This is a genomic window from Asaia sp. HumB (assembly GCF_030263835.1).
In the GTDB taxonomy this organism is placed as follows: Bacteria; Pseudomonadota; Alphaproteobacteria; order Acetobacterales; family Acetobacteraceae; genus Asaia; species Asaia bogorensis.
In genome coordinates this window covers 1681521-1701767 of record NZ_JARPML010000002.1, presented here as the reverse complement: position 1 = coordinate 1701767, position 20247 = coordinate 1681521, and the positions used below count along the sequence as shown (strand labels likewise).

The following is a 20247-nucleotide window of genomic DNA, read 5'->3' as shown; positions in this document are numbered from 1 at the left end:
CCGCCCCCTCAGCACGGACCGCCCCTCATGATGAGTCATGTGGGGGAATGAAGCTGATGGTCGGGCCTTCGGTCCATACCAGCGCCATGACGAGTTCATGATCGGGGTAGATCTGCTTCAGCACCGCGCCATAGGCTTCCATCTGCCGTCGATAGGCGGCGGGTATGGCCTGACCGGGCCGAGGCGGGTTCTGCCCCGTCTTGTAATCGCACAGCATGATCTGACCGTCGCTGACGCAGAGGCGATCGACCTGCCCCAGCACCACCTGACCGAAAGCCACGCCGGTAACCGGCTGCTCCGAAAGACTGCCCGGGCCGAAAAGCGGCGCAAGCGCCTTGTCGGTGAGTATGGCCAGCACCTGCCCGACAAGACGCGTCACATCGTCAGGCAACAGATCATGCGACGGATGAGAGAGCCAGGCATGGGCCAGATCCCGCCATTCCGCTTCCGGCCTGTCAGGCAACCACTGCAGCAGGCGATGAACCAGTGTGCCGCGATCGATCGCACGGGCCCGCCTGTTTTCACGCCCGGACACCAGCCTGAGGGGCGAAAGGGCGGGCGGCGCGGCGCCATACTGCGCATTATCGGGGCGGCTCGGAGCCAGGGGGCGCGTCAGAGGTGATTCCTGGGGGGCAGCCCAAGCATGCCATTCCGGTGCCTGACCGAAGATGGCCGGGATGGCGTCCGGCACGACCGGTGAGACCGCTTTGGCCTGACGGGCCTGTTCGGCAGGGGCCGCCTCAATGATCAGGGTCTCTCCCTCCCAACCGCCCTCAAACGGTGCGGGAACGGCAGCGAGCGACTGGAATCCGGCCTCACACAATGCATACCATGACGTTTCCGCAGGCTTCTTCCTTGACTCCCAACCGCACACCACCAGCCAGTCACTGGCCCGTGTCAGCGCCACATAAAGCAGTCGATTACGTTCGGCCTGGGCTGCGGCTTTCTCCTCGGCCTTGAGCCTGTCACCCAGGTCAGACGCCAGTTCCTTGCCGGGCATCCAGACTGGCAAATCAAGCCCGTTCTGATGTGTCCAGAGCAGCTTTTTCTCACCCTGCACATCACCGGTCATATCAGGCAGCACCACCAGACGGGCCTGCAACCCCTTGGAGCCATGCACCGTCATAATGCGTACGGCATCGATCTCGGCCTCCGCTTCACGCTTGACGGTCAGGCTGCTTGACGCCAGCCAGTGCAGAAAGCCCTGCATGGACGGGGCGTGCAGCGCCTCAAAGCGCAAGGCGGCGGAAAGCAGATCATCAAGCGGTTCGGCGGCTTCAGGACCAAGACGGGCGAGAGCCCTTGCCCGCCCCTCATGACGGCCCAGCGCATCGGCGAGAATCTGATAGGGCGTGGCAAAATCGATTCGGGTCTGTAGCGCTGACAGACGCTCCCAGGCGCTCTGCCATTCCGGACGTTCACGATGGCGCTCCCGCAGGGCTGTCCAGAGCGGTATCTCACCTCGCTCCATCGCCAGATCCATCAGCGAATGGTCACTGACACCCCCGAATGGGGAGGTCAGCACGGCAGCCAGGGTGAGATTGTCCTGAGGCAGAAGCAAAGCATGACAGAGCGCCATCATATCCTGCACCGCCAGCGAGTCCGTCAGCCCGACCCCGACAAGTGTGGCAACCTCCACCCCCTGCCCCTTGAGGGCACGGATCAGGGCACGCAGAAAGGAGGAGCGACGTGGCACCAGAACCAACACCTCACCGGCCCGCAACGGTGTCTGACCGGGCTGGGGTGGTTTGCCAATCTGGGCAGCAATCCACTGGGCAAGATGATCGGCCAGCTTCTGGGGTGCGCGGCTTTGCCCCGCATTGCCTGTCGGCGCGGCCCAGGGGTCGTCGATACCGTCCTTCTCATCTTTTGGCACGAGCGGCCACAGCTCGACGCGCCCCCCCTGACCGGGGCGGGCAGAGCGATGGGGCGGCAGGGTATCGCGCCCCGGCTCGCGCAATCCGTCTGCGGCGAGTGGGTTGGTAAAGACGGCATCGACCAGATCGAGAACCGGGGCAACCGAGCGAAACGAGACCCCGATTTCGGGCGTACGCCATTCCTGCGCGGCACCGATGACCATGTCACGAAAGCGGTCGCGCGCACGGAACAACCCCTGTGGATCGGCCCCCTGGAAGGCATAGATGGACTGCTTGAAGTCACCCACGGCAAAAACCGTTCGGGGCCGCCCTTCCATGTCGCGGGCGCTTTCACCCACGAAGAATTCCTCGATCAGGGCTGTGGCAATTTCCCATTGCGCGGCAGACGTATCCTGCACTTCGTCCAGCAGCAGGTGGTCAAGTCCGCCATCGAGCTTGTAGAGCACCCATGATGCGCCCGGGTCGCGCAGCAGATCGCGGGTGCTGGCAATCAGATCGTCATAATCGACCAGCCCACGGAGCGTCTTGTCCTGTGCGTAGCGTTCGAGCGTGGGGGCCGCTAGCGCAAAGAGGGCCAGATTGAGCGCGATCAGACGCTGGACAGCAATGCGGCGCCCCAGCGCAATCTGCCGCTCGGCCTCGCGGGTAAACGCCTCCATGATATGGGGGCGATCCCGGTTGATGGCGGCGGGCACGAAGCCCTTAGCGGCACGGGGGGTACCGGTACCGGTGACGAAAACCGCATACCAGTCCTCTGCATCCCGTTCCTGCGGTGTGCGGGACAGGGCATCCAGCATCCGGCCCAGCATAGCCTGCATGGTCGGTGTACCGAGGGGGAGAGCCTCCTGGGCGCAACGCCGCAGCGTCGCCTCGTCAGGCGAAACCGTGCGCTGGGCCAGAAGGTCGTCAAGACTTTCCTCACCAGCATCAAAAGCGCGCCGATAGGCCCGCTCGATGCGCCCCGGCTCGATCTGCCATCGGGCAAAACTCTGACGCAGCCGCGCCGCACGCCCCTGAAGCGCCCTGATACGATCGAGATAGTCTTCAAGCCCGACCTGCCCGGCCAGCAGGGAGAGCCTTTCTTCCATAACGGGGTCACGGGCGGCGCGTGAGAGCGTCTGCTCGATGGCATTGGCCAGAGCGAGACCGGAATCCGTCTCTTCCATCAGGGTGAAATGCGGGTTGATCGCAGCTTCAAGCGGGAAACGACGCAGCAATGACTGACAGAAAGCGTGGATTGTGCCGATCTTCATGCCGCCGGGCAGATCAAGCACCCGCACGAAAAGCGCGCGTGCCGCCTGACGCGTCTCAGGGGAGACGGGTACGCTCAGCGCATGCAATTCACCATCGAGTGCCGCATCGGGTAGCGACACCCAGCGCCCGAGGCGGGACTGCAGCCGATTGGCCATTTCGGCGGCCGCCGCCCGCGTGAAAGTTAGACACTGAATGCGGGCAGGGTCACAGCCGGGCAGAAGCACGGGGGAGCCTGTTTGCGGGTCGGGTACCAGAACAGGCAGCATGAGCCGCAACAGGCGGTCGATCAGCAGCTTCGTCTTGCCACTGCCTGCCGAGGCCGAGACAAAAACCGAAGCCAGCGGGTCGGACGCCAGACGCTGGATGTCATTGGCCGATGCAATAATCTGGGCATTGCCTGGTGGAGTATTATGCGCCAGGGCGTTACTTGCCGGGATCTGGCTCATTCTCCGCCCTCCTCGCGCGCCGCACTCCATTCCGACACACGCGCCAAATGGGCGTAATCGCTGTAGCGCGGCACATAATCCGGGTGCGGGTGTGAGCGATACGCTGTTGCCGGGTTATCGAAAGCCTCGATACGTCGGCGCAACCTGTCGAGGGATGTCTCGACCAGATCGGCGAGATCCTCCGGTTTGCGCGGTACCGAGAGCTCCTCACCGCGGTTCCGGTCGCCGGTCAGCCGCCAGTAAAGCAGAGAGGCTGTCTCGGCGGGCGGCAGGCCGGCAAAACCACCAAGGCGCAGCATGGCGGCTTCCAGCACAAGTTGCGAGCTCCACCCGGCCTCCACATCGCTCACCTTTGGCAGGCTGCCTGTCTTGTAATCGATGATGGTCGCCCGCCCGTCAGATCCGATCTCGATCCGGTCCGCGCGTGCATTGAGTTTGAAGGGTGCATAGGGCGGCGTCAGGGTCAGGGTGCCTTTCTGCTCCGTACTGATCCGGGCCGGTTTCTCTCGCCCGGCCTCACGCTCGCAAACCCAATCGGCAATACGCATCAGGCGCGGGCGCCACCAGGCTGCAAGAGCTGGCCGAAGGTCTCGCCCCTCCATCGCCTTGAGCAACGCTGCATGAAGCGCCCTGCCCCCGTTTTGCCCTGCGGCCAGCCAGGCATCGATGCCGTCATGCACCACCACACCGATATCCGAGCGGTCCGCTGCCTCTTCCAGAGCAGGCAGGGCTCTCAGGCCCAGCACGTGACGGGCATAGATCGCATAGGGGTCACGCAGCCACAGATCGATTTCCGTTACCGACAGCCGCCTTGGCCTGCGGGCCACAGGCGGGCGCGGTTCAGGCGGCGGCACCGGACGGGCTGCCCCTTGCGGCTGGTCCAGATGGGCCTGCCAGGAAAGGGCCGGATGGCTGGGCAGGTTTTGCCCCCGTCCTTCAAGCAGGGCATCGAGACGCACAAGCCAACGTGCCGGAACGGCAGGTGCCCCATCGCGTCGCGATGCGCTCGACAGGACAATTTCCTCACCCGACAGAAACGCTGTGGTGAAATCATGCGCGGCCGTGCCCACCAGTCGTTCTGGCGAAGGCAGGCCTGCGCGCGTGCGCATCGGGCGGCTGAGCCACGGGCCGGGATCGGTGGCAGGCGGCCATATCCCCTCATTGAGCCCACCCAGAATGACAAGATTGGCAAACTGCAACCGGGCCTCAAGCACACCCAGTATCGAGACCCGGGGGTGAAGGGCTTCGCCATCGCGCCCCTGCAACACACGCTGGCCAAACACCATCTGCCCCGCCATCGAGGCGAGCAGGAAGGCAGGCATGCCCGCCAGACCCTGCGGCGGCAGAACGGCACCATGAGTCATCAGGCTGGCGACATGGCGCGACAGGGCGTGGCCCTCTGCCCCAAGCCAGAGGCGCTCTTCACCCGGCTGATCCTGTGTCGTGGCCAGCGCCTCTGCCGCACGAACGAGCAAGGTGAGCAGATCCGGCAAGGGAAGATCCCCACATTCCAGAAGAGGCGACATCGCCTCCGAAAGCCGTTCCAGAAAATCCGATAGTGGCTCGACCTGATCGGGGCTGTCTGCCGTCTCTGCCGCGCTCTGGTCCTGCTTTTGCAGCGCAAGGCGCAGTCCGGCCATGCCGGGTTGTGGCGCAGGACCGCGCAACACCAGTCGCTCGAGGCGACGCGCCGTGGCACGACAATTGCCCGGTGTGCTGCCCAGCGCGACAAGCGGATGCTTGAGCAGCGCCAGCAGGGCAACGGGGGCCAGATTGGCGAAAGCCGCTTCAGCCACAAGCCGCAGCAGGATGGAAGCGGGCGTGAGTGCCAGCGCCTCACCTGCGCTGTCATCCGCGACAATACCGTAACGCAGCAGTTCCGTTGCCACGCGGCGCGCCAGAGCGCGGTCAGGCGTTACCAGTGAGGCCGTCCGGCCGGGAGTCTCCACCGCATGACGCAGGATCATGGCGAGACTGGCGGCCTCCTGCTGCTGGTCATCAGCATCGACACGCGTGATGCCGGCCAATGGTAGAGAGGTCGGGCTCTCTCCCCAGGCTGAGAGGCCTTCCATCGGGCGCATGAACAGGCTGGTCAGGGCGGCGCGCGCCTGAAGGGCCCGGGCCGCAGTCTTATCGGCGTTGGGCGGGAGGTCGTCCCAAAGCACGATGGTTTCACGGGAAACACCCAGATCGCTGACGAGACGTCGAAATCCGGATTGCGGATGGCTCTCCGGCAATGTGTCCCACAGCGTTTCAGGCAGATCGAGATCCACACCGGGCAGAATGACACAGCCCTTAGGCGCATCGAGCACCGCACGCAGGATGGCACAGACGGCAAACATGCCATCGGTGAATCCGACAGCCCAGAGCGGCCCCTGAGGCGGGGCATCGCGCCAGCGCGCCGCCTGCGCCTGCAGGACCGCCACCTGCCGTGCGACAGGGTTCATCAACCCGGTTTCCTGCAGCCATTGCGGCCAGGCCTCGGTGACGATGTGCAGAAACTGCAGCGTTTTATGCCAGTGATCGGCAAAGCGTGGCTCGGCGGCATCGGGCAGACGCTCGCGCAGATCGACGCCAACGCGCTCGGCATCATCCATCAGCTCTGCAAGGGCAGAAGCCAGCGGCCAGGCCTGCTCCAGCGTCAGGTCAGCGCTGAATACGCCTTTAGCCTGAAGTACCAGCGCTGCCAGAACCGACAGGCGGCGCAGCTTGTCCACCGCAGGCGGGAAGGAAAACGCCTCGGCTCCCGAAAGCGCCAGATCCTCCTCGTTCACATCACCAACCGGCACGATGCGGGGTAGTCGTGCTGCCTTACCATCCAGAGAGCGCAAAAACGCCTCGGTGAGATTACGGGCAGCGCGTCGGCTCGGCACGAGAATCAGCGCATTATCGGCCTCCTGCCGCGCCGGTCCGGCCAGCCAGCGACGCGCCACATCGTCGAGAAAGGAGCGGTCGGGTGGAATCGTCGCCAGTGTCACAGCCGGCCGTCCCACCCCGTAACCTGCGCCAGCCTCTCCGTTTCTCCCGGCCCCGGCAAAAGGGTCAGATGCAGGGCATGCGAAGGAAGCTCGTCACCCGCGCGCTCGGGCCACTCCACCAAAATGATTCCTTCCTGAACCTCGTCCCATCCCAGTTCGAACAGGGCATCAGGTCCGTCCAGCCGCCAGAGGTCGAAATGCGCCACGGTGGCCTTCGGCAGTTCATAAATCTGCACCAGAGAGAATGTCGGGCTCGGCACCTCGAGCGAGGGATCATCCGCCAGTGCACGCAAAAACGCTCGGGCAAAGACGCTCTTGCCCATACCCATCTCGCCATGCAGCGCAATCACATCCCCCCGCCGCGACAACTCTGCCAGACGGACAGCAAGGGCTTCGGTGGCGGGCTGATCGGGGAGGTCAAATTGCATCATACAATCAATCTGGTGCTAAGGTCATAGAAAGTGGATACATGCTCGAACCATACGCTTCAAAATTCCCGAAGCGATGCCTCGTATCATTGGTGATTTATCCGCCCTTCCCCTCCAAACCAATCTCTGGCTTCAAGGCTTAAACCACCTGCTGCAGAGTGCTCCCGCGACGCCAATTAAGATATTTACACAACACCAATGGAAACTGTTAAGTATTCTTTTCTGTACGAAGGTATTTAAGGGCATCACCCATATTCAGTATTAATATGTCCTCTTTGTGCGGGGCGTCATCAATTTTGCCAACTATTGCGCGTCCAAGACCTATGGGAACTCCCTGAGAGGTCTTTTCGAGAATTGCCCAAGCCATTCCTTGCGGAACCCACACCTGCATCGAAGAAGGTAGTCCGAACTCATCATATCTCAGAACCGGTGATAGTTGATCTTTCCAGCTTGACGGCACCAAATAAAATTTCTGAGCCTGATACAATCCTCTTTGGCTCAGGAGGTAGTTTTCTACCAGCGTCAATTCTTTTACCTGAGGCTTCACAAAATATTCATTAACATTTCTATGCGCCACAAAACAACCAATAGTCAAGTAGATACAAGGAATTACTGTACAGACGAATTTTAACTTAGTAATGTAACACAATTCATATATCGACATAAAAACCAAAATGATGATTACAGAATCTAATCCGACCTGAGATCTATAACTCGCCCAACTTTCCTTTATGATGAGATTTGGCAAATAAGACAAAATAATAATTACCCCCATAATAGACAAGTTTTTTATTACTATTAGGGGTCTTTTAAATTTTACGATACAAGCAGCAATTATCATCAATACCACAAGCAAAATATACCATATATTCGGTGAAATCGAAAATAGGTTCAGTGCGTTTGGTATAACTTCTTCAAGGAACCACTCTGCTTTTCCCACATAGTCTGTAACGAGAGCAGACCTGTTAAATTGTGGAAGGTCAGAAAAGAATACTCTAGGAAGGATTTTGCTTGAACCAAAATCCACTACGAGGGCGGCACCCATCACGAACAACGATCTGATCATCAGCTTTAGCTGGTTTAGACTGGTTCCCCTCAATAAGATTCTGGGCAACAAAAATGCCCAAAATACCATGCCGGCTGGTTGATAAATAAAAACAGCGCATACAAGAAGAGCTAATGAAGTTGCTACCCGTTGAAAGTCTGTTTTCTCTGGGAGAGATAATGCACTTAATCCCGCAAGAGAAGCAGCCCATGGGAATATGGAAGTCACTGTCCAAGCGGAATAAACTTGAAATGCCGGAGACAATCCACACGCAACGGATGCAGGGTAGATCACTCCCAAAGGAATATTAGTATATCTCTTTAAATTATGATACATAAGCAAGGCAAAAAACGATGTACCAAATATAGATATCAATCTTATCCAACCAAGGTCTGATATATCACCAGCAAGGCTAAATATAAGACTATAGATTGCGTATATTGGTCGGCCGCCTTGCACTATCCCTATAATCAAAGGCATAGGGTTTGAATGACCCATATCATTAAAGAACGTATAGTCATCTGAAAATGCGTAATCCGCAGATACAACCACTCCATATGTGATTACGTACACGATCAAAAACAAGAAAAAAGATAAGATATACTCATACTTATTGAATAACTTAGTTATTTCCTCCATCGACCTAACACCCTCCAGTTCTTTTATTCTTATTTTGAATTTTGCAAACTTGTCTTTCACAGTAATTCTCTGAAACATCCTATATCTGATGAAGTTTTCGAACTATATAATTTGGTCGCCGCTTCGTTTCCATATATATTCTACCAATGTATTCGCCCAATAGCCCAATACTAATCATCTGCACAGATCCGAAGAACATGATGGCGACAAAAATCGAGGCATATCCCCGAACAGAAATACCGAAAAACAGTGTACTAACAATAATATATGCTGCGTATAAAAAACAGAGAACTGAACTTAGAGCCCCGATATATGTCCATATCCGCAGTGGCACTGTAGAGAAACTGGTGAACCCCTCCATAGCTAGATTCCATAATGCAAGGCCTGAAAACTTCGTCTTCCCTGCAGACCGCTCTGCGCGAACATAATCGATTGTAACGGTCTTGAATCCTATCCAGGCAAATATACCTTTCATAAATCTCTGTCGTTCTGGTAGCCGCTTTAACGCATCAACGACTATTCGATCCATCAGTCGAAAATCCCCAACATTTTCAGGGAGACTGATTTTCGATAGGCGATTATGAAGCTGATAGAACCAGGCTGCTGTCTTGCGTTTGAGCAGACTATCTGTCGATCTATCTATCCTCCGTGCAAGGACGACCTCAGCTCCAGACCTCCAAGCCTCTATCATTTCACCTATGAGCTCGGGAGGGTCCTGCAGGTCTGCGTCAATCGGTATCACAGCAGCACCCGCCGCAAAATCCATTCCAGCCGTTAGAGCAGCTTCCTTGCCAAAATTGCGAGAAAGCTCCACGAGCTTGAAGCGGCTATCCCTCGAAGAATAAGAGATTAACTTCGCAAGCGTCAGATCTACACTGCCATCGTCTACGCAGACTATCTCCCATTTTACATCGGGTATACTTTCTACAATTGCTAGAATTGTACTTACGAATTGGTCGATAGTCTCCACTTCGTTATAAAAGGGGACAACTAGGGAAATCAGCTGGGCCACGTGATGCTCTCAATCTGGATAAATACCCTATACCGTAATCTCGTTTTAGGTAACAAGCCCGACACAGATTCTCGATCTCTACTTACTAACGGATCGAACTATATCATATCCCTAACGCCTGTAGGTGGGCAGATCGATCTTGCGCACAATGGCATAGCCACGCAGAGCAAAACCCAGTGTTACAGCCACTGCGCCAGCGAGAACTGGCGATACCCCGATACCGTTCAGGCCAACATAAAGTCCCGCAGCCAGCGCGGCGGCGGTGACATATAATTCCGGACGGATCACGATCGAGGGCAGGCCGGCCAGAACATCGCGTATGATGCCGCCCATACAGGCTGTCACCACGCCCATGATGGCGGCAGGTAGCCAGGGGATACCGTAGGCAATGGCCTTGGCAGCGCCGTAAACGGCATAGGATGCCAGCCCCAGCCCATCGAACCAGTCGATCGCCCGTTCGTGCCAGTAACGATGCGGGGTGAACCAGACCAGCAAGGCTATACCCAGACACACAGCCAGAGGTGCTGTCGCATGCATCCAGAACACCGGAGCGCCAATCAGCAGGTCACGCAACGTCCCGCCGCCGACCCCTGTCATGGCCGCGAAGAAGGCGAAGGTCACGATGTTCTGCCGTGCCTTGGCTGCCACGAGCGCGCCGGAGATCGCAAAAACTGCCGTCCCTGCCATATCGAGATCCGACAGGGTGGAGGCCGATAATGCATGGATGGAAGCAAGTGTCGCTGGGCTCACGCGGCAAGGGCCTCGATATCATCGGCAAGCTGCGTCACACGGGCCGGGTCGGCATCCCATGCAAACATGAAACGCGCGCCCCCGCCGATGAAGGTGTAGAAACGCCAGCCCCGCTCGCGCAGCCCCTCCAGCACGGCCTCCGGCGCCTTGAGGAACACTGCATTGGCCTGCACGGGAAACATGAGCGACAAGCCCGGAAGCGCCTCGATACGCGAGGCCAGGGCACGGGCGCAGCTATTGCCATGCGCGCCATTTTGCAGCCAGGCCCCGCTTTCGAGCAGACCGATCCAGGGCGCGGAAATAAAGCGCATTTTCGAGGCCAATTGCCCGGCCTGCTTGCAGCGATAGTCGAAGCCTTCGGCAAGGGCCGAGTCGAAAAACAGAATGGCCTCGCCTACCCCCATGCCGTTCTTGGTGCCACCGAAACACAATACATCCACACCGGCCTGCCACGTCATCTCGGCAGGGGTGCAGCCCAGCGCCGCGCAGGCATTGGCAAAGCGTGCGCCATCCATATGCAGACGCAGCCCGAGCTCACGGCAGGTTTTTGAAATGGCGCGTATCTCGGCCAGGGAATAGACCTCGCCCGTTTCGGTCGGCTGGGTGATCGTCACCACCTTAGGCTTGGGGTAATGGATATCGCTGCGACAGGTTGCCAGCGCCCGGATATCCTCGGGGAAAAGCTTGGCATGATCGGTCCGCGCCACCAGAAGTTTGGAGCCATTGGAGAAGAACTCAGGGGCTCCACACTCATCGGTTTCGACATGGGCGAAAGACGAGCAGATCACACTGTTATAGGACTGGCAGAGCGCCGCCAGCGCGAGTGAATTGGCCGCCGTGCCGTTGAAGGCAAAGAACACCTCGCAGCGCGTCTCGAACAGTGCACGAAAGCTGTCAGCGGCGCGGCTGGTCCATTCATCATCGCCATAGGCCGGAACGGAGCCTTTATTGGCCTGATGCATGATGTCCCATACTTCGGGGCAGATACCGGCATAATTGTCACTGGCAAATTGCTGGGCCACAGGCTGGAAATCCTTGCGCTTCTGAAAAAGCAGTACGGGCTTGCGGCAAGGAGGGTGTGGCGTGTCCCGAGATTGCCGGAGCGGCCACATCTCTCCGGTTGCCCGGAGATACCACCTTGCCCGGGAGCAGGTTGGCGCCGGTGAAACGATACCGGCTCTTGATGCTGGTTCTCTCGTATCAAAGCCCCAGCGCCACGGCAAGGGTGAGCCTCTTCGGCCATATGTTAGCCGACAATCGCCTGCAAACAGAGTGACACGGCCCAACAGGCACACAAGCCATATGAGGGGGGTGCATCGCAGGAAAGAATGTGGTTTCTTTCAGCCTCGTTGCGAAGCATGACCGGGCCAACAGGCCGGACAGATATGGATGACAGCTGACATGGGCCAGACCCCTCTCGACATCGATGTAGCCATTATCGGTGCAGGGCCGACCGCGCTTTTTGCCGCGTTCGAGTGCAGCATGCTCAAACTTTCCTGCGTGCTGATTGACGCGTTGAGCGAGATTGGTGGCCAATGCGCGGCGCTGTATCCTGAAAAGCCGATCTATGACATTCCGGCGCACCCCTCGATTGAAGGCGGTGCCCTGATTGCCGCGCTCGATGCCCAGATCGCCCCCTTCGATGTACCCCGCCTTCTGGGCCAGCGCGTGGAAAAGCTGTCGGGCCAGCGCGGCGCCTTCACGCTCGAGACAGACAAGAACAATGTGGTGACGGCGCGCGCCGTGATCATAGCGGCAGGAGCGGGTGCGTTCGGCCCGAATCGCCCGCCGCTCGATGGTCTCGATGCCTATGAGGCGAGTGGCGCTGTTCAGTATTACGTGCGCAAGCGCGCCGATTTTGCAGGCAAGCGCATTGTGGTGGCAGGCGGTGGCGATTCCGCCCTCGACTGGGCGCTGTCGCTCTCCGACATTGCGGAAAAGATCTACCTGCTTCATCGCCGCGACCGCTTCCGTGGTGCGCCCGAAACCCTCTCCCAGATCGAATCCCGTGTGGCTGAAGGGCGTATCGAAAAAGTCGTGCCCTATCAGCTTTACGCATTGCAGGGCGAGAATGGTGCCCTTACCGCGGTCGATGTGATCGATCTCGAGGGCCAGACCCGTCGCATCGAAGCCGATACGCTGCTGCCTTTCTATGGTCTCTCGACCGATCTCGGCCCAATTGCCACCTGGAATATCGATACCGTGCGCAGCACGATTCCCGTCACGCCCTCCAGCATGGAAACCAGCCTGCCGGGCGTTTTTGCGATTGGTGACATCGCCACCTATCCCGGCAAGCTGAAGCTGATCCTGCAGGGGTTCAGCGAGGGAGCCATGGCAGCCCATGCCATTCACCCTATCGTCCACCCCGATCAGGCCCTTCACTTTGAATATTCCACAAGTAAGGGTGTGCCGTCAGGGTCTTGAGCCGTGACAGGGCCCCGGTTTAGTATGATCCCGAAATGATCGAAAGACGCGAACCCTGATGACAACCCAGCCAGACGAGGCGCAAACCGACGCAGTCAGACGTGCCGGTGGATGGCTTCGTATCGACCTCGACGCCATCAAGCAGAATTACCAGCTGCTGAAATCCCGTGTGGGACCCGATGTCGCCGTCGGGGCCGCGGTGAAGGCGGATGCCTACGGGCTGGGTGTGACGCGTGTCGCCCCAGCCCTCTATCGCGCCGGATGCCGCCGGTTCTTTGTTGCCACCGTTCAGGAGGGGCTGGAGCTACGCCCCATTCTGGCGGCCGATGCTGCCATCTGTATCCTCAATGGCCCGGCACCAGGCAGCGAGGCGCTTTTGCAGGACAAAGGGCTCACACCGGTTCTGAACAGCCTCGACCATGTGCGCCGCTGGGCCGCGCTGGGCCGCGATACGGGCGTGCGCTCCCCCTGTCTGCTTCAGCTCGACAGCGGCATGTCGCGCTTCGGTCTGTCCGAGGCCGATATCGATACGCTCATTGCTGAAAACACCCTTGCCGATCTGGCCATTGATTACATCATGAGCCATCTGGCCTGCGCGGATGAATACCATTCGCCGCGCAATGAGGGACAGCGCCTACAATTCGAGGCCCTGCGCCGCAAGCTCCCGGCCCTGCCTGCCAGTCTTGCAGCGTCGAGCGGTATCTTTCTGGGGGAAGCCTTCCATCATGATCTGGTCCGGCCTGGTTATGCCCTCTATGGCGGCAACCCGACCCCGGATCGCGCCAATCCCATGCATCCGGTTGTCACCCTGCTGGCCGGCATGGTGCAGGATCGCTGGATCGCCCCGGATGTGGCGGTAGGCTACAGCGCGCGTTTCATCGCGACAAAGCCCACGCGTATCGCAACCCTTTCCGTCGGCTATGCCGATGGTTTCCACAGACGCGGCGGTGGCCTTGCCAGCGCCGTTCTGCCTGACAGCCCTGATATCCTGTTGCCCATCGTGGGGCGGATTTCGATGGACTGCATGGCGCTGGATCTGACCGCGCTGGGAGACAGCCCCCTGCCCCCCGGCACCGGTTTCGAGCTGATCGGCCCCCATCGTCCGCTGGACGAACTGGCCGCGGCACTGGATACGATCGGATATGAGTTGCTGACCGGACTCGGGAAGCGCTTCCATCGTGAATATATCGAGAGTTCACAATGAAGATCATCGTCATGGGCGCCGGTGTCATCGGCGTCACCACAGCCTGGTATCTTGCCGAGCAGGGTCATGAGGTCGAGGTCATCGACCGTCAGCCGGGCGTCGGACTCGAAACCTCTTTCGCCAATGCCGGTCAGGTCTCCCCCGGCTATTCCACGCCCTGGGCCATGCCGGGCCTGCCCCTCAAGGCGATGCGCTGGATGCTCGAAAAGCATGCGCCGCTGGTTGTGCGTGCTGCCGCCGTCAACATGCCGATGCTGCGCTTCATGACGCAGCTTCTGACCAACTGTACCCATCATGCCTATGACATCAACAAGAGCCGTATGCTGCGCATTGCGGAATACAGCCGTGACTGTCAGGCCGAACTGCGCCGCAGCACCGGCATTACCTATGACGATGGACAGAAGGGCCTGATCCAGCTCTTCCGCACCGACAAGCAGATCGAACATGCCCATGAGGACATGCGCCTGCTTGAGGAAAGCGGCGTTGCCCACGAATTGCTGGGCATGGACGACGTGCTGAAATACGAGCCTGGCCTCGCCGGTGCGCGTCAGATTCTCAAGGGTGGCCTGCGTCTGCCCGGTGACGAATCCGGAGATGCCTATCTCTTCACACAGCGCCTTGCCGCCATGGCAGCAGAGAAGGGCGTGAGCTTCCGCTTCCGCACCGAAATCGAGGCCATCGAAGCGGCGAGCGACGCCATCTATGGTATCCGCACCAGTGCGGGCCGCCTGACAGCCGATGCCTATGTGCTGGCACTGGGCAGCTACTCGCCCCGCCTGCTCAAGCCCATCGAACTCGACCTGCCGGTCTATCCGGTCAAGGGCTACTCGCTGACAGCCCCGATCACCGATGAGAGCCGTGTCCCGACCTCTACAGTCAATGACGAGACCTACAAGGTTGCCATGACGCGCCTTGGCGATCGTATTCGCATTGGTGGTACGGCGGAGCTGACCGGGTGGCGCCTCAAGCTGAGCCAGGACCGTCGCGAAACGCTCGAACTGTCGTTCAACGACATGTTCGGCGGTGCCGATCTGAGCCGTGCCCGCTACTGGACCGGGCTGCGCCCTTGCACGCCGGATGGCACACCCGTCATTGGTCCGTCCGGGCGCTACAGCAATCTGTGGCTGAACACGGGCCACGGCACGCTGGGCTGGACCATGGCCTGCGGCTCGGGTCGTATCCTCGCCGACCGTATCAGCGGCAAGCGCACCGACATCCCCTCACTGGATCTGTCGCTGGACCGCTACACGTCCTGAAGCCACATAAGGCTTTGGCCTAAGTATGAGAGGGGGATCCTCCCCCTCGAATGCCTTCCTGCCGGGCCTCGCGGAAACACCAATGCTCAGCCCGGTGCAGATAGTTGCCCCGCACGCATGGCCGCGATAACACCGCCATCGATCAGCAGATCACCCCCCGTAATGAAACCGGCATCCTGCCCAAGCAAAAAATGAGCCGCGATTGCGATCTCATCAGGGGGTGACATACGTTTCGCCGGTGAGGCCTCGACCATGGCGCGATAGGCGTCACCCGATGCGGAAGCCAGTTCATGCGTGGCAAGCGGGGTGACCACAATCCCTGGGCTTATGGCGTTCACCCGCGCACCGCGTGTGCCCCATCTCACCGCCTCGGCCTGCACCCTCAGACTGTTTGCGCGCTTGGCAACGATATAAGCCACCATACTGTCAGTGATGACATCAGGTTGCAGGCAGGGCAGCTCAAGCAGTGAGGCCGCAGGGGTCAGCGCCAGTTGCGTCTCGTCCGACGGGGAAAGTGGATGGGGCATATGCCCTGCCATGCTGGCAACGATCAGGCCTGATCCACCAGAGGCAATCACCTCGCCAAAGGCCTCAAATACCAGTGCAGCACCGTAAAGGTCGACTTCAAGCACCTTGGCGGGTGGCGCCATATTGGGCGAAACGCCAGCCGTATTGATCACCTGCATGACCGGCCCCATTGCAGCAGCCATCTGGGCAAGTGTGTGAACGCTTTCTGGCGAGCAGACATCGATCACCTGGGTTGCCACGTCATAGCCGGCGTCGCGCAGGGTCCCAGCCGTGCGTTGCAACAGAGCCTGATCGATATCGGCCAGGAGCAGATGCTTGCCCATGCCCTGTCGTCGCGCAATGGCCAGACCAATACCACCCGCACCGATGACGACCACGATTTCCCTGCTCACTATCCCTGTCTCCCGTTCCCGTATGGGTATGCCTCTTAAAGAAGCATCGCCGATGGAGAGAGGTATAAAGGCGAGCATTACCGGTGATTAGACGCCCCGTTCAGCGTGAACCTATATCGATCATTCATCAATCGGCCAGGAAACCAATGAGATAGACCCGAAGTGACAGGCACAAAAAAACGGGGCCTTTTCGGGCCCCGTCTTTCAAACTCGATCATGTGATCGATCAGTTGCCTGCAGCGTCCTTTTCGGCGGCAGCTGCTGCACCCTTCTTGTGGTGCTTGTGCTTGTGCTTGTGCTTACCCTTATGCGTGGCAGCCTTGTCTTCCGTCGGAGCAGCGGGAGCTGCTTCAGAGGCCGGAGCCGGGGCCGTAGCTTCCGGAGCAGCAGGCGCGGCTGCCGGGGCAGCGGGAGCTGCAGCAGCAGGGGCGGCTTCCTGCGTGGTCTGAGCGAAAGCAGGGGCGCTCAGCGTCATGGCAAGAGCGGCAACACCGGTAAGAAGACGACGATTGAAAACGAGCATAAAACAAGCTCCAGAATACGAATTCACATAATCACAGGCGTCAGTCAGACTGTAGAACAGGCCGCCTGCACTTATGACGTTACAAACGCTATCAGTATTTTTCAGTCTCGTCTTGAGGAAAATTAGATAAAATACGTGTAATCGCACCGTAAAGGCATGTTTATGCCTTAATGCCGACACGATCATAAAAAAAGGCCACCGAATGGTGGCCTTTCCTTAGTGTCAGGCGTCTGACTTGACTTTCGACATACGCTTGCGCTCATTCGGGTCCAGGTAGCGCTTGCGGATACGTACGGCGGAAGGCGTCACCTCAACCAGCTCATCGTCCTCGATATAGGCGATAGCCTGCTCAAGGCTCATCTTGCGCGGCGGCGTCAGAAGCAGCGCATCGTCCTTGCCTGCGGCACGGATGTTGGTCAGCTTCTTTTCACGGACAGCGTTCACATCGAGATCGTTCTCGCGCGAATGCTCACCCAGGATCATGCCCGTGTAGATCTTCTCGCCAGCTTCGACGAACAGCGTGCCACGATCCTGCAGCGAGAACAGGGCGTACTGCGTGGTCGCACCGTCTTCTGCCGAGATCAGCGAGCCGTTGCGACGGCCATCGATCGTGCCTGCATAAGGCTTATAGCCCGCGAACAGACGGTTCATGATGCCCGTGCCGCGCGTGTCGGTCAGGAACTCGCCGTGGTAGCCGATCAGGCCGCGCGACGGGATGAGGAAGGTCAGACGGACCTTGTCACCACCCGACGGACGCATGTCCTGCATCACGCCCTTACGCATCGACATCTTTTCGACGACCACGCCCGAATAGGGCTCGTCAACGTCGACCAGAACCTCTTCGTACGGCTCTTCACGCTCGCCGGTCTCTTCGTTGTTACGGAAGAGAACGCGCGGGCGACCGATGGTCAGCTCGAAGCCTTCGCGACGCATGGTCTCGATCAGCACGCCAAGCTGGAGTTCACCGCGACCGGCAACCTCGAAGGCTTCGCTTTCGGCACTCTCGGTCACCTTGATGGCCACGTTGCCTTCGGTTTCCTTGAACAGACGGTCACGGATCTGGCGCGACGTCACCTTCTTGCCTTCGCGACCGCCCAGAGGGCCGTCATTGATGCGGAAGGTCATGGTCAGGGTCGGCGGATCGACCGGGGTCGAAGGCAGCGGCGCATCGAGAGCCGGGTCTGCAATAGTGTCGGGAATGGTGGCGTCGGACAGACCGGCCACAGCCACGATATCACCGGCTTCGGCTTCATCCACCGGCACGCGGTCCAGACCGCGGAACGACAGCAGCTTGGTCAGACGACCCGTTTCCACGATCGTGCCATCGGGGCGCAGCACGCGCACCGGCATGTTCACGCGGGCGCGGCCCTGCTCGATACGACCCGTCAGGATGCGGCCCAGGAAGTTGTCGCTTTCGAGAATGGTCGAAACCATGCCGAACGGCGCTTCCTTATCGAGGCCCGGCGTCGGCACGTGGCGCAGCACCAGGTCGAACAGCGGGGACAGATCCTTGCGGGGGCCGTTCATTTCCAGATCGGCCCAGCCCTGACGGCCCGAAGCGTACAGCATCGGGAAGTCGAGCTGATGCTCGTCGGCGCCCAGAGCTGCGAACAGGTCGAAGATTTCTTCATGAACTTCGTCGGGGCGGGCATCGCCACGGTCGATCTTGTTCACGACCACGATCGGACGCAGGCCACGGGCCAGCGCCTTGCCCAGCACGAACTTGGTCTGCGGCAGAGCGCCTTCAGCCGAGTCGACCAGGATGATCGCGCCGTCCACCATGCTCAGGATACGCTCGACCTCACCACCGAAATCGGCGTGGCCCGGCGTGTCGATGATGTTGATACGCGTCTCGTTCCAGACGACCGAGGTGCACTTGGCAAGAATGGTAATGCCGCGCTCACGCTCGAGGTCATTGCTGTCCATCGCGCGCTCAGCAACGTGCTGGTTTTCGCGGAACGAGCCGGATTGCTTGAGAAGCTGGTCAACAAGGGTGGTCTTGCCATGATCGACGTGCGCGATAATGGCGATGTTACGGATTTCCATGAAGCGGTCCTGATCGGGCTTGCAGGGTCATGCCCTGCCGGATCGCTCCCTGGGAACGACACAAAGCCGGGACTGACGGATTGGCCGTGTTCTGCACAATTTCCCGTCAGAGTGCAATGAAAGGATCGGAAAGACCGGGTTTTTTAGCATTTCCGGGCCTTCTTCTAACGTAATACAGGCCCCTGCCCCGCCTCTTTGATAGAAGTAAGCCCTTTCGTCCCTGTGTAGTGAGGCACGGTATCGAGGCGCGAGTTTCCAAAGGGCGACCGCCCTTTGGCAGGGTTCGGGGCGGCGCCCCGAAACAGCCCTCAGGCCTTGAGCGCGAAAGCCGCGGCAGGGCGTGCCCCCATGCGGGTGATGATCGCACCAGCAGCTTCGTTGCCCAGACGACCACATGCTTCGAGGCTGCGGCCCTTGGCCAGTCCAGCCAAGAATCCAGCAGCGAAGGCATCGCCCGCACCCGTCGTATCGACCACCTTCACGGGTTCCGTCGGAACGACCAGCTTCTCGCCATTTGAGAGAATGACCGCGCCCTTCTCACTGCGGGTCAGCACGACAAGGGCAGCGTCACGCCCGGCCTGCGTGGCGGCGGCGTCGAAATCCTCGGTCTCGTAGAGGGCACAAATCTCGGCCTCATTGGCGAAGAGAATATCGATATGCCCGGCGACCAGCGCACGGAAGGCAGCGTGATGGCGTGCCACGCAGAACGTATCCGACAGGGTCAGGGCCACGCGGCGACCGGCCTTGTGCGCCGTCTCGGCCGCAAGGATGAAAGCGGCCTGAGCGCGGTCCTTGTCGAACAGATAGCCCTCCATATAGGTCACGGCAGCGGCGGAGACGGCGGCCTGATCCACATCCTCGGGTCCGAACTCGGTGCAGATGCCCAAATAGGTGTGCATGGTACGCTGCCCGTCAGGCGTGACGAGAATGATGCAACGCGCGGTGGGGCGATCGGCATTCCGGACGGGGGCTGAGGGGTAGAACAGCTTCTGCGCGGCGATGTCTCGGGCATAGCCAAGCCCTGCCTCATCATCTGCCACCTTGCCCAAATACCCGACGCGAGCGCCCAGACGGGCTGCAACGACCGCCGTGTTGGCGGCGGAACCGCCACCCATGATTTGCTCCGGGGTGATCTTTGCCTCGATAGACGCTGCCTGATCGGCATCGATCAATGTCATGCTGCCCAGTGGCGAGCCGAGCGCCGTCAGTGTCTCGTGCGAAACCTGTGCAAGAATATCGACAATAGCGTTGCCGATGCAGAGCAGATCGAGAGTGGGTGCAGTCATGAGGGCTCCGATGCGATGAAATTAAGTGGAGAAAACAGAGTTCACGCCATGAAATCAACATGATCAGACGTGATCGTAATGTTGCGTGAACGACAGGTTCGGCATTCTTTCCGACAGGCCATGACACAAGACCGGGTCAGGGTCAAAAACCGCGAAAAC

At 59.5% G+C, this 20247-nt stretch carries 14 protein-coding genes and 1 riboswitch; of the genes, 3 read left to right on the top strand and 11 right to left on the bottom strand.

Translation table 11 applies throughout. The features are described from left to right. Window positions 1-25: 25 nt before the first annotated feature. The 7 genes from addA to P5689_RS08730 all read right to left on the bottom strand — a co-directional run bounded on the left by addA (window position 26) and on the right by P5689_RS08730 (window position 11451). Entirely contained in the window at window positions 26-3577 is a 3552-nt protein-coding gene (gene addA / locus P5689_RS08760; protein WP_285532862.1) for a double-strand break repair helicase AddA, read from the bottom strand. After that, a complete protein-coding gene (addB, locus tag P5689_RS08755; protein WP_285532861.1) occupies window positions 3574-6555 on the bottom strand; it encodes a double-strand break repair protein AddB in 2982 nt (993 codons plus the stop codon). The genes addA and addB overlap by 4 nt, the downstream gene beginning before the upstream one ends. Continuing rightward, window positions 6552-6983: a tRNA (adenosine(37)-N6)-threonylcarbamoyltransferase complex ATPase subunit type 1 TsaE gene (gene tsaE / locus P5689_RS08750; protein ID WP_285533868.1), complete on the bottom strand. Its 432-nt coding sequence runs from the start codon at window positions 6981-6983 to the stop codon at window positions 6552-6554. Before tsaE ends, addB begins: the two co-directional genes overlap by 4 nt. Window positions 6984-7191: 208 nt before the next feature. After that, window positions 7192-8727, bottom strand: a complete 1536-nt coding sequence (locus tag P5689_RS08745; RefSeq protein ID WP_285532860.1) for a glucosyltransferase domain-containing protein — start codon at window positions 8725-8727, stop codon at window positions 7192-7194. A 19-nt stretch (window positions 8728-8746) separates the two neighbouring features. Next, the gene (locus tag P5689_RS08740; RefSeq protein ID WP_285532859.1) at window positions 8747-9679 is read right to left on the bottom strand and encodes a glycosyltransferase family 2 protein; all 933 of its coding nucleotides are present in this window, start codon (window positions 9677-9679) and stop codon (window positions 8747-8749) included. Between the two features lie 111 nt (window positions 9680-9790). Beyond that, complete coding sequence (locus P5689_RS08735; protein WP_285532858.1) at window positions 9791-10429, bottom strand: trimeric intracellular cation channel family protein; 639 nt, start codon at window positions 10427-10429, stop codon at window positions 9791-9793. Further along, a complete protein-coding gene (locus P5689_RS08730; protein WP_285532857.1) occupies window positions 10426-11451 on the bottom strand; it encodes a low specificity L-threonine aldolase in 1026 nt (341 codons plus the stop codon). The genes P5689_RS08735 and P5689_RS08730 overlap by 4 nt, the downstream gene beginning before the upstream one ends. Window positions 11452-11509: 58 nt before the next feature. Then, window positions 11510-11621, bottom strand: a riboswitch (SAM-I-IV-variant riboswitch). A 209-nt stretch (window positions 11622-11830) separates the two neighbouring features. Here P5689_RS08730 and P5689_RS08725 point away from each other — a divergent pair. From P5689_RS08725 to P5689_RS08715, 3 genes are read left to right on the top strand one after another with little or no spacing between them, the layout of a single operon-like run. Beyond that, window positions 11831-12853: an NAD(P)/FAD-dependent oxidoreductase gene (locus P5689_RS08725; RefSeq protein WP_285533867.1), complete on the top strand. Its 1023-nt coding sequence runs from the start codon at window positions 11831-11833 to the stop codon at window positions 12851-12853. 58 nt (window positions 12854-12911) lie between these two features. Further along, complete coding sequence (alr, locus tag P5689_RS08720) at window positions 12912-14057, top strand: alanine racemase (protein WP_285532856.1); 1146 nt, start codon at window positions 12912-12914, stop codon at window positions 14055-14057. Beyond that, entirely contained in the window at window positions 14054-15313 is a 1260-nt protein-coding gene (locus P5689_RS08715; protein ID WP_023979251.1) for a D-amino acid dehydrogenase, read from the top strand. The genes alr and P5689_RS08715 overlap by 4 nt, the downstream gene beginning before the upstream one ends. A gap of 86 nt (window positions 15314-15399) precedes the next feature. On the opposite strand, the gene P5689_RS08710 is transcribed toward P5689_RS08715, so the two are convergent. The 4 genes from P5689_RS08710 to P5689_RS08695 all read right to left on the bottom strand — a co-directional run bounded on the left by P5689_RS08710 (window position 15400) and on the right by P5689_RS08695 (window position 20088). Continuing rightward, window positions 15400-16233: an SDR family oxidoreductase gene (locus P5689_RS08710; RefSeq protein WP_285532855.1), complete on the bottom strand. Its 834-nt coding sequence runs from the start codon at window positions 16231-16233 to the stop codon at window positions 15400-15402. A gap of 226 nt (window positions 16234-16459) precedes the next feature. Further along, window positions 16460-16756 (bottom strand): hypothetical protein, encoded by a 297-nt coding sequence (locus tag P5689_RS08705; RefSeq protein ID WP_122048949.1) that lies wholly within the window; start codon window positions 16754-16756, stop codon window positions 16460-16462. Window positions 16757-16978: 222 nt separating this feature from the next. After that, window positions 16979-18802, bottom strand: coding sequence for a translational GTPase TypA (gene typA / locus P5689_RS08700; RefSeq protein ID WP_062163757.1), 1824 nt, complete (start codon window positions 18800-18802; stop codon window positions 16979-16981). A gap of 308 nt (window positions 18803-19110) precedes the next feature. Further along, complete coding sequence (locus P5689_RS08695) at window positions 19111-20088, bottom strand: adenosine kinase (protein WP_285532853.1); 978 nt, start codon at window positions 20086-20088, stop codon at window positions 19111-19113. Window positions 20089-20247 lie beyond the last annotated feature (159 nt).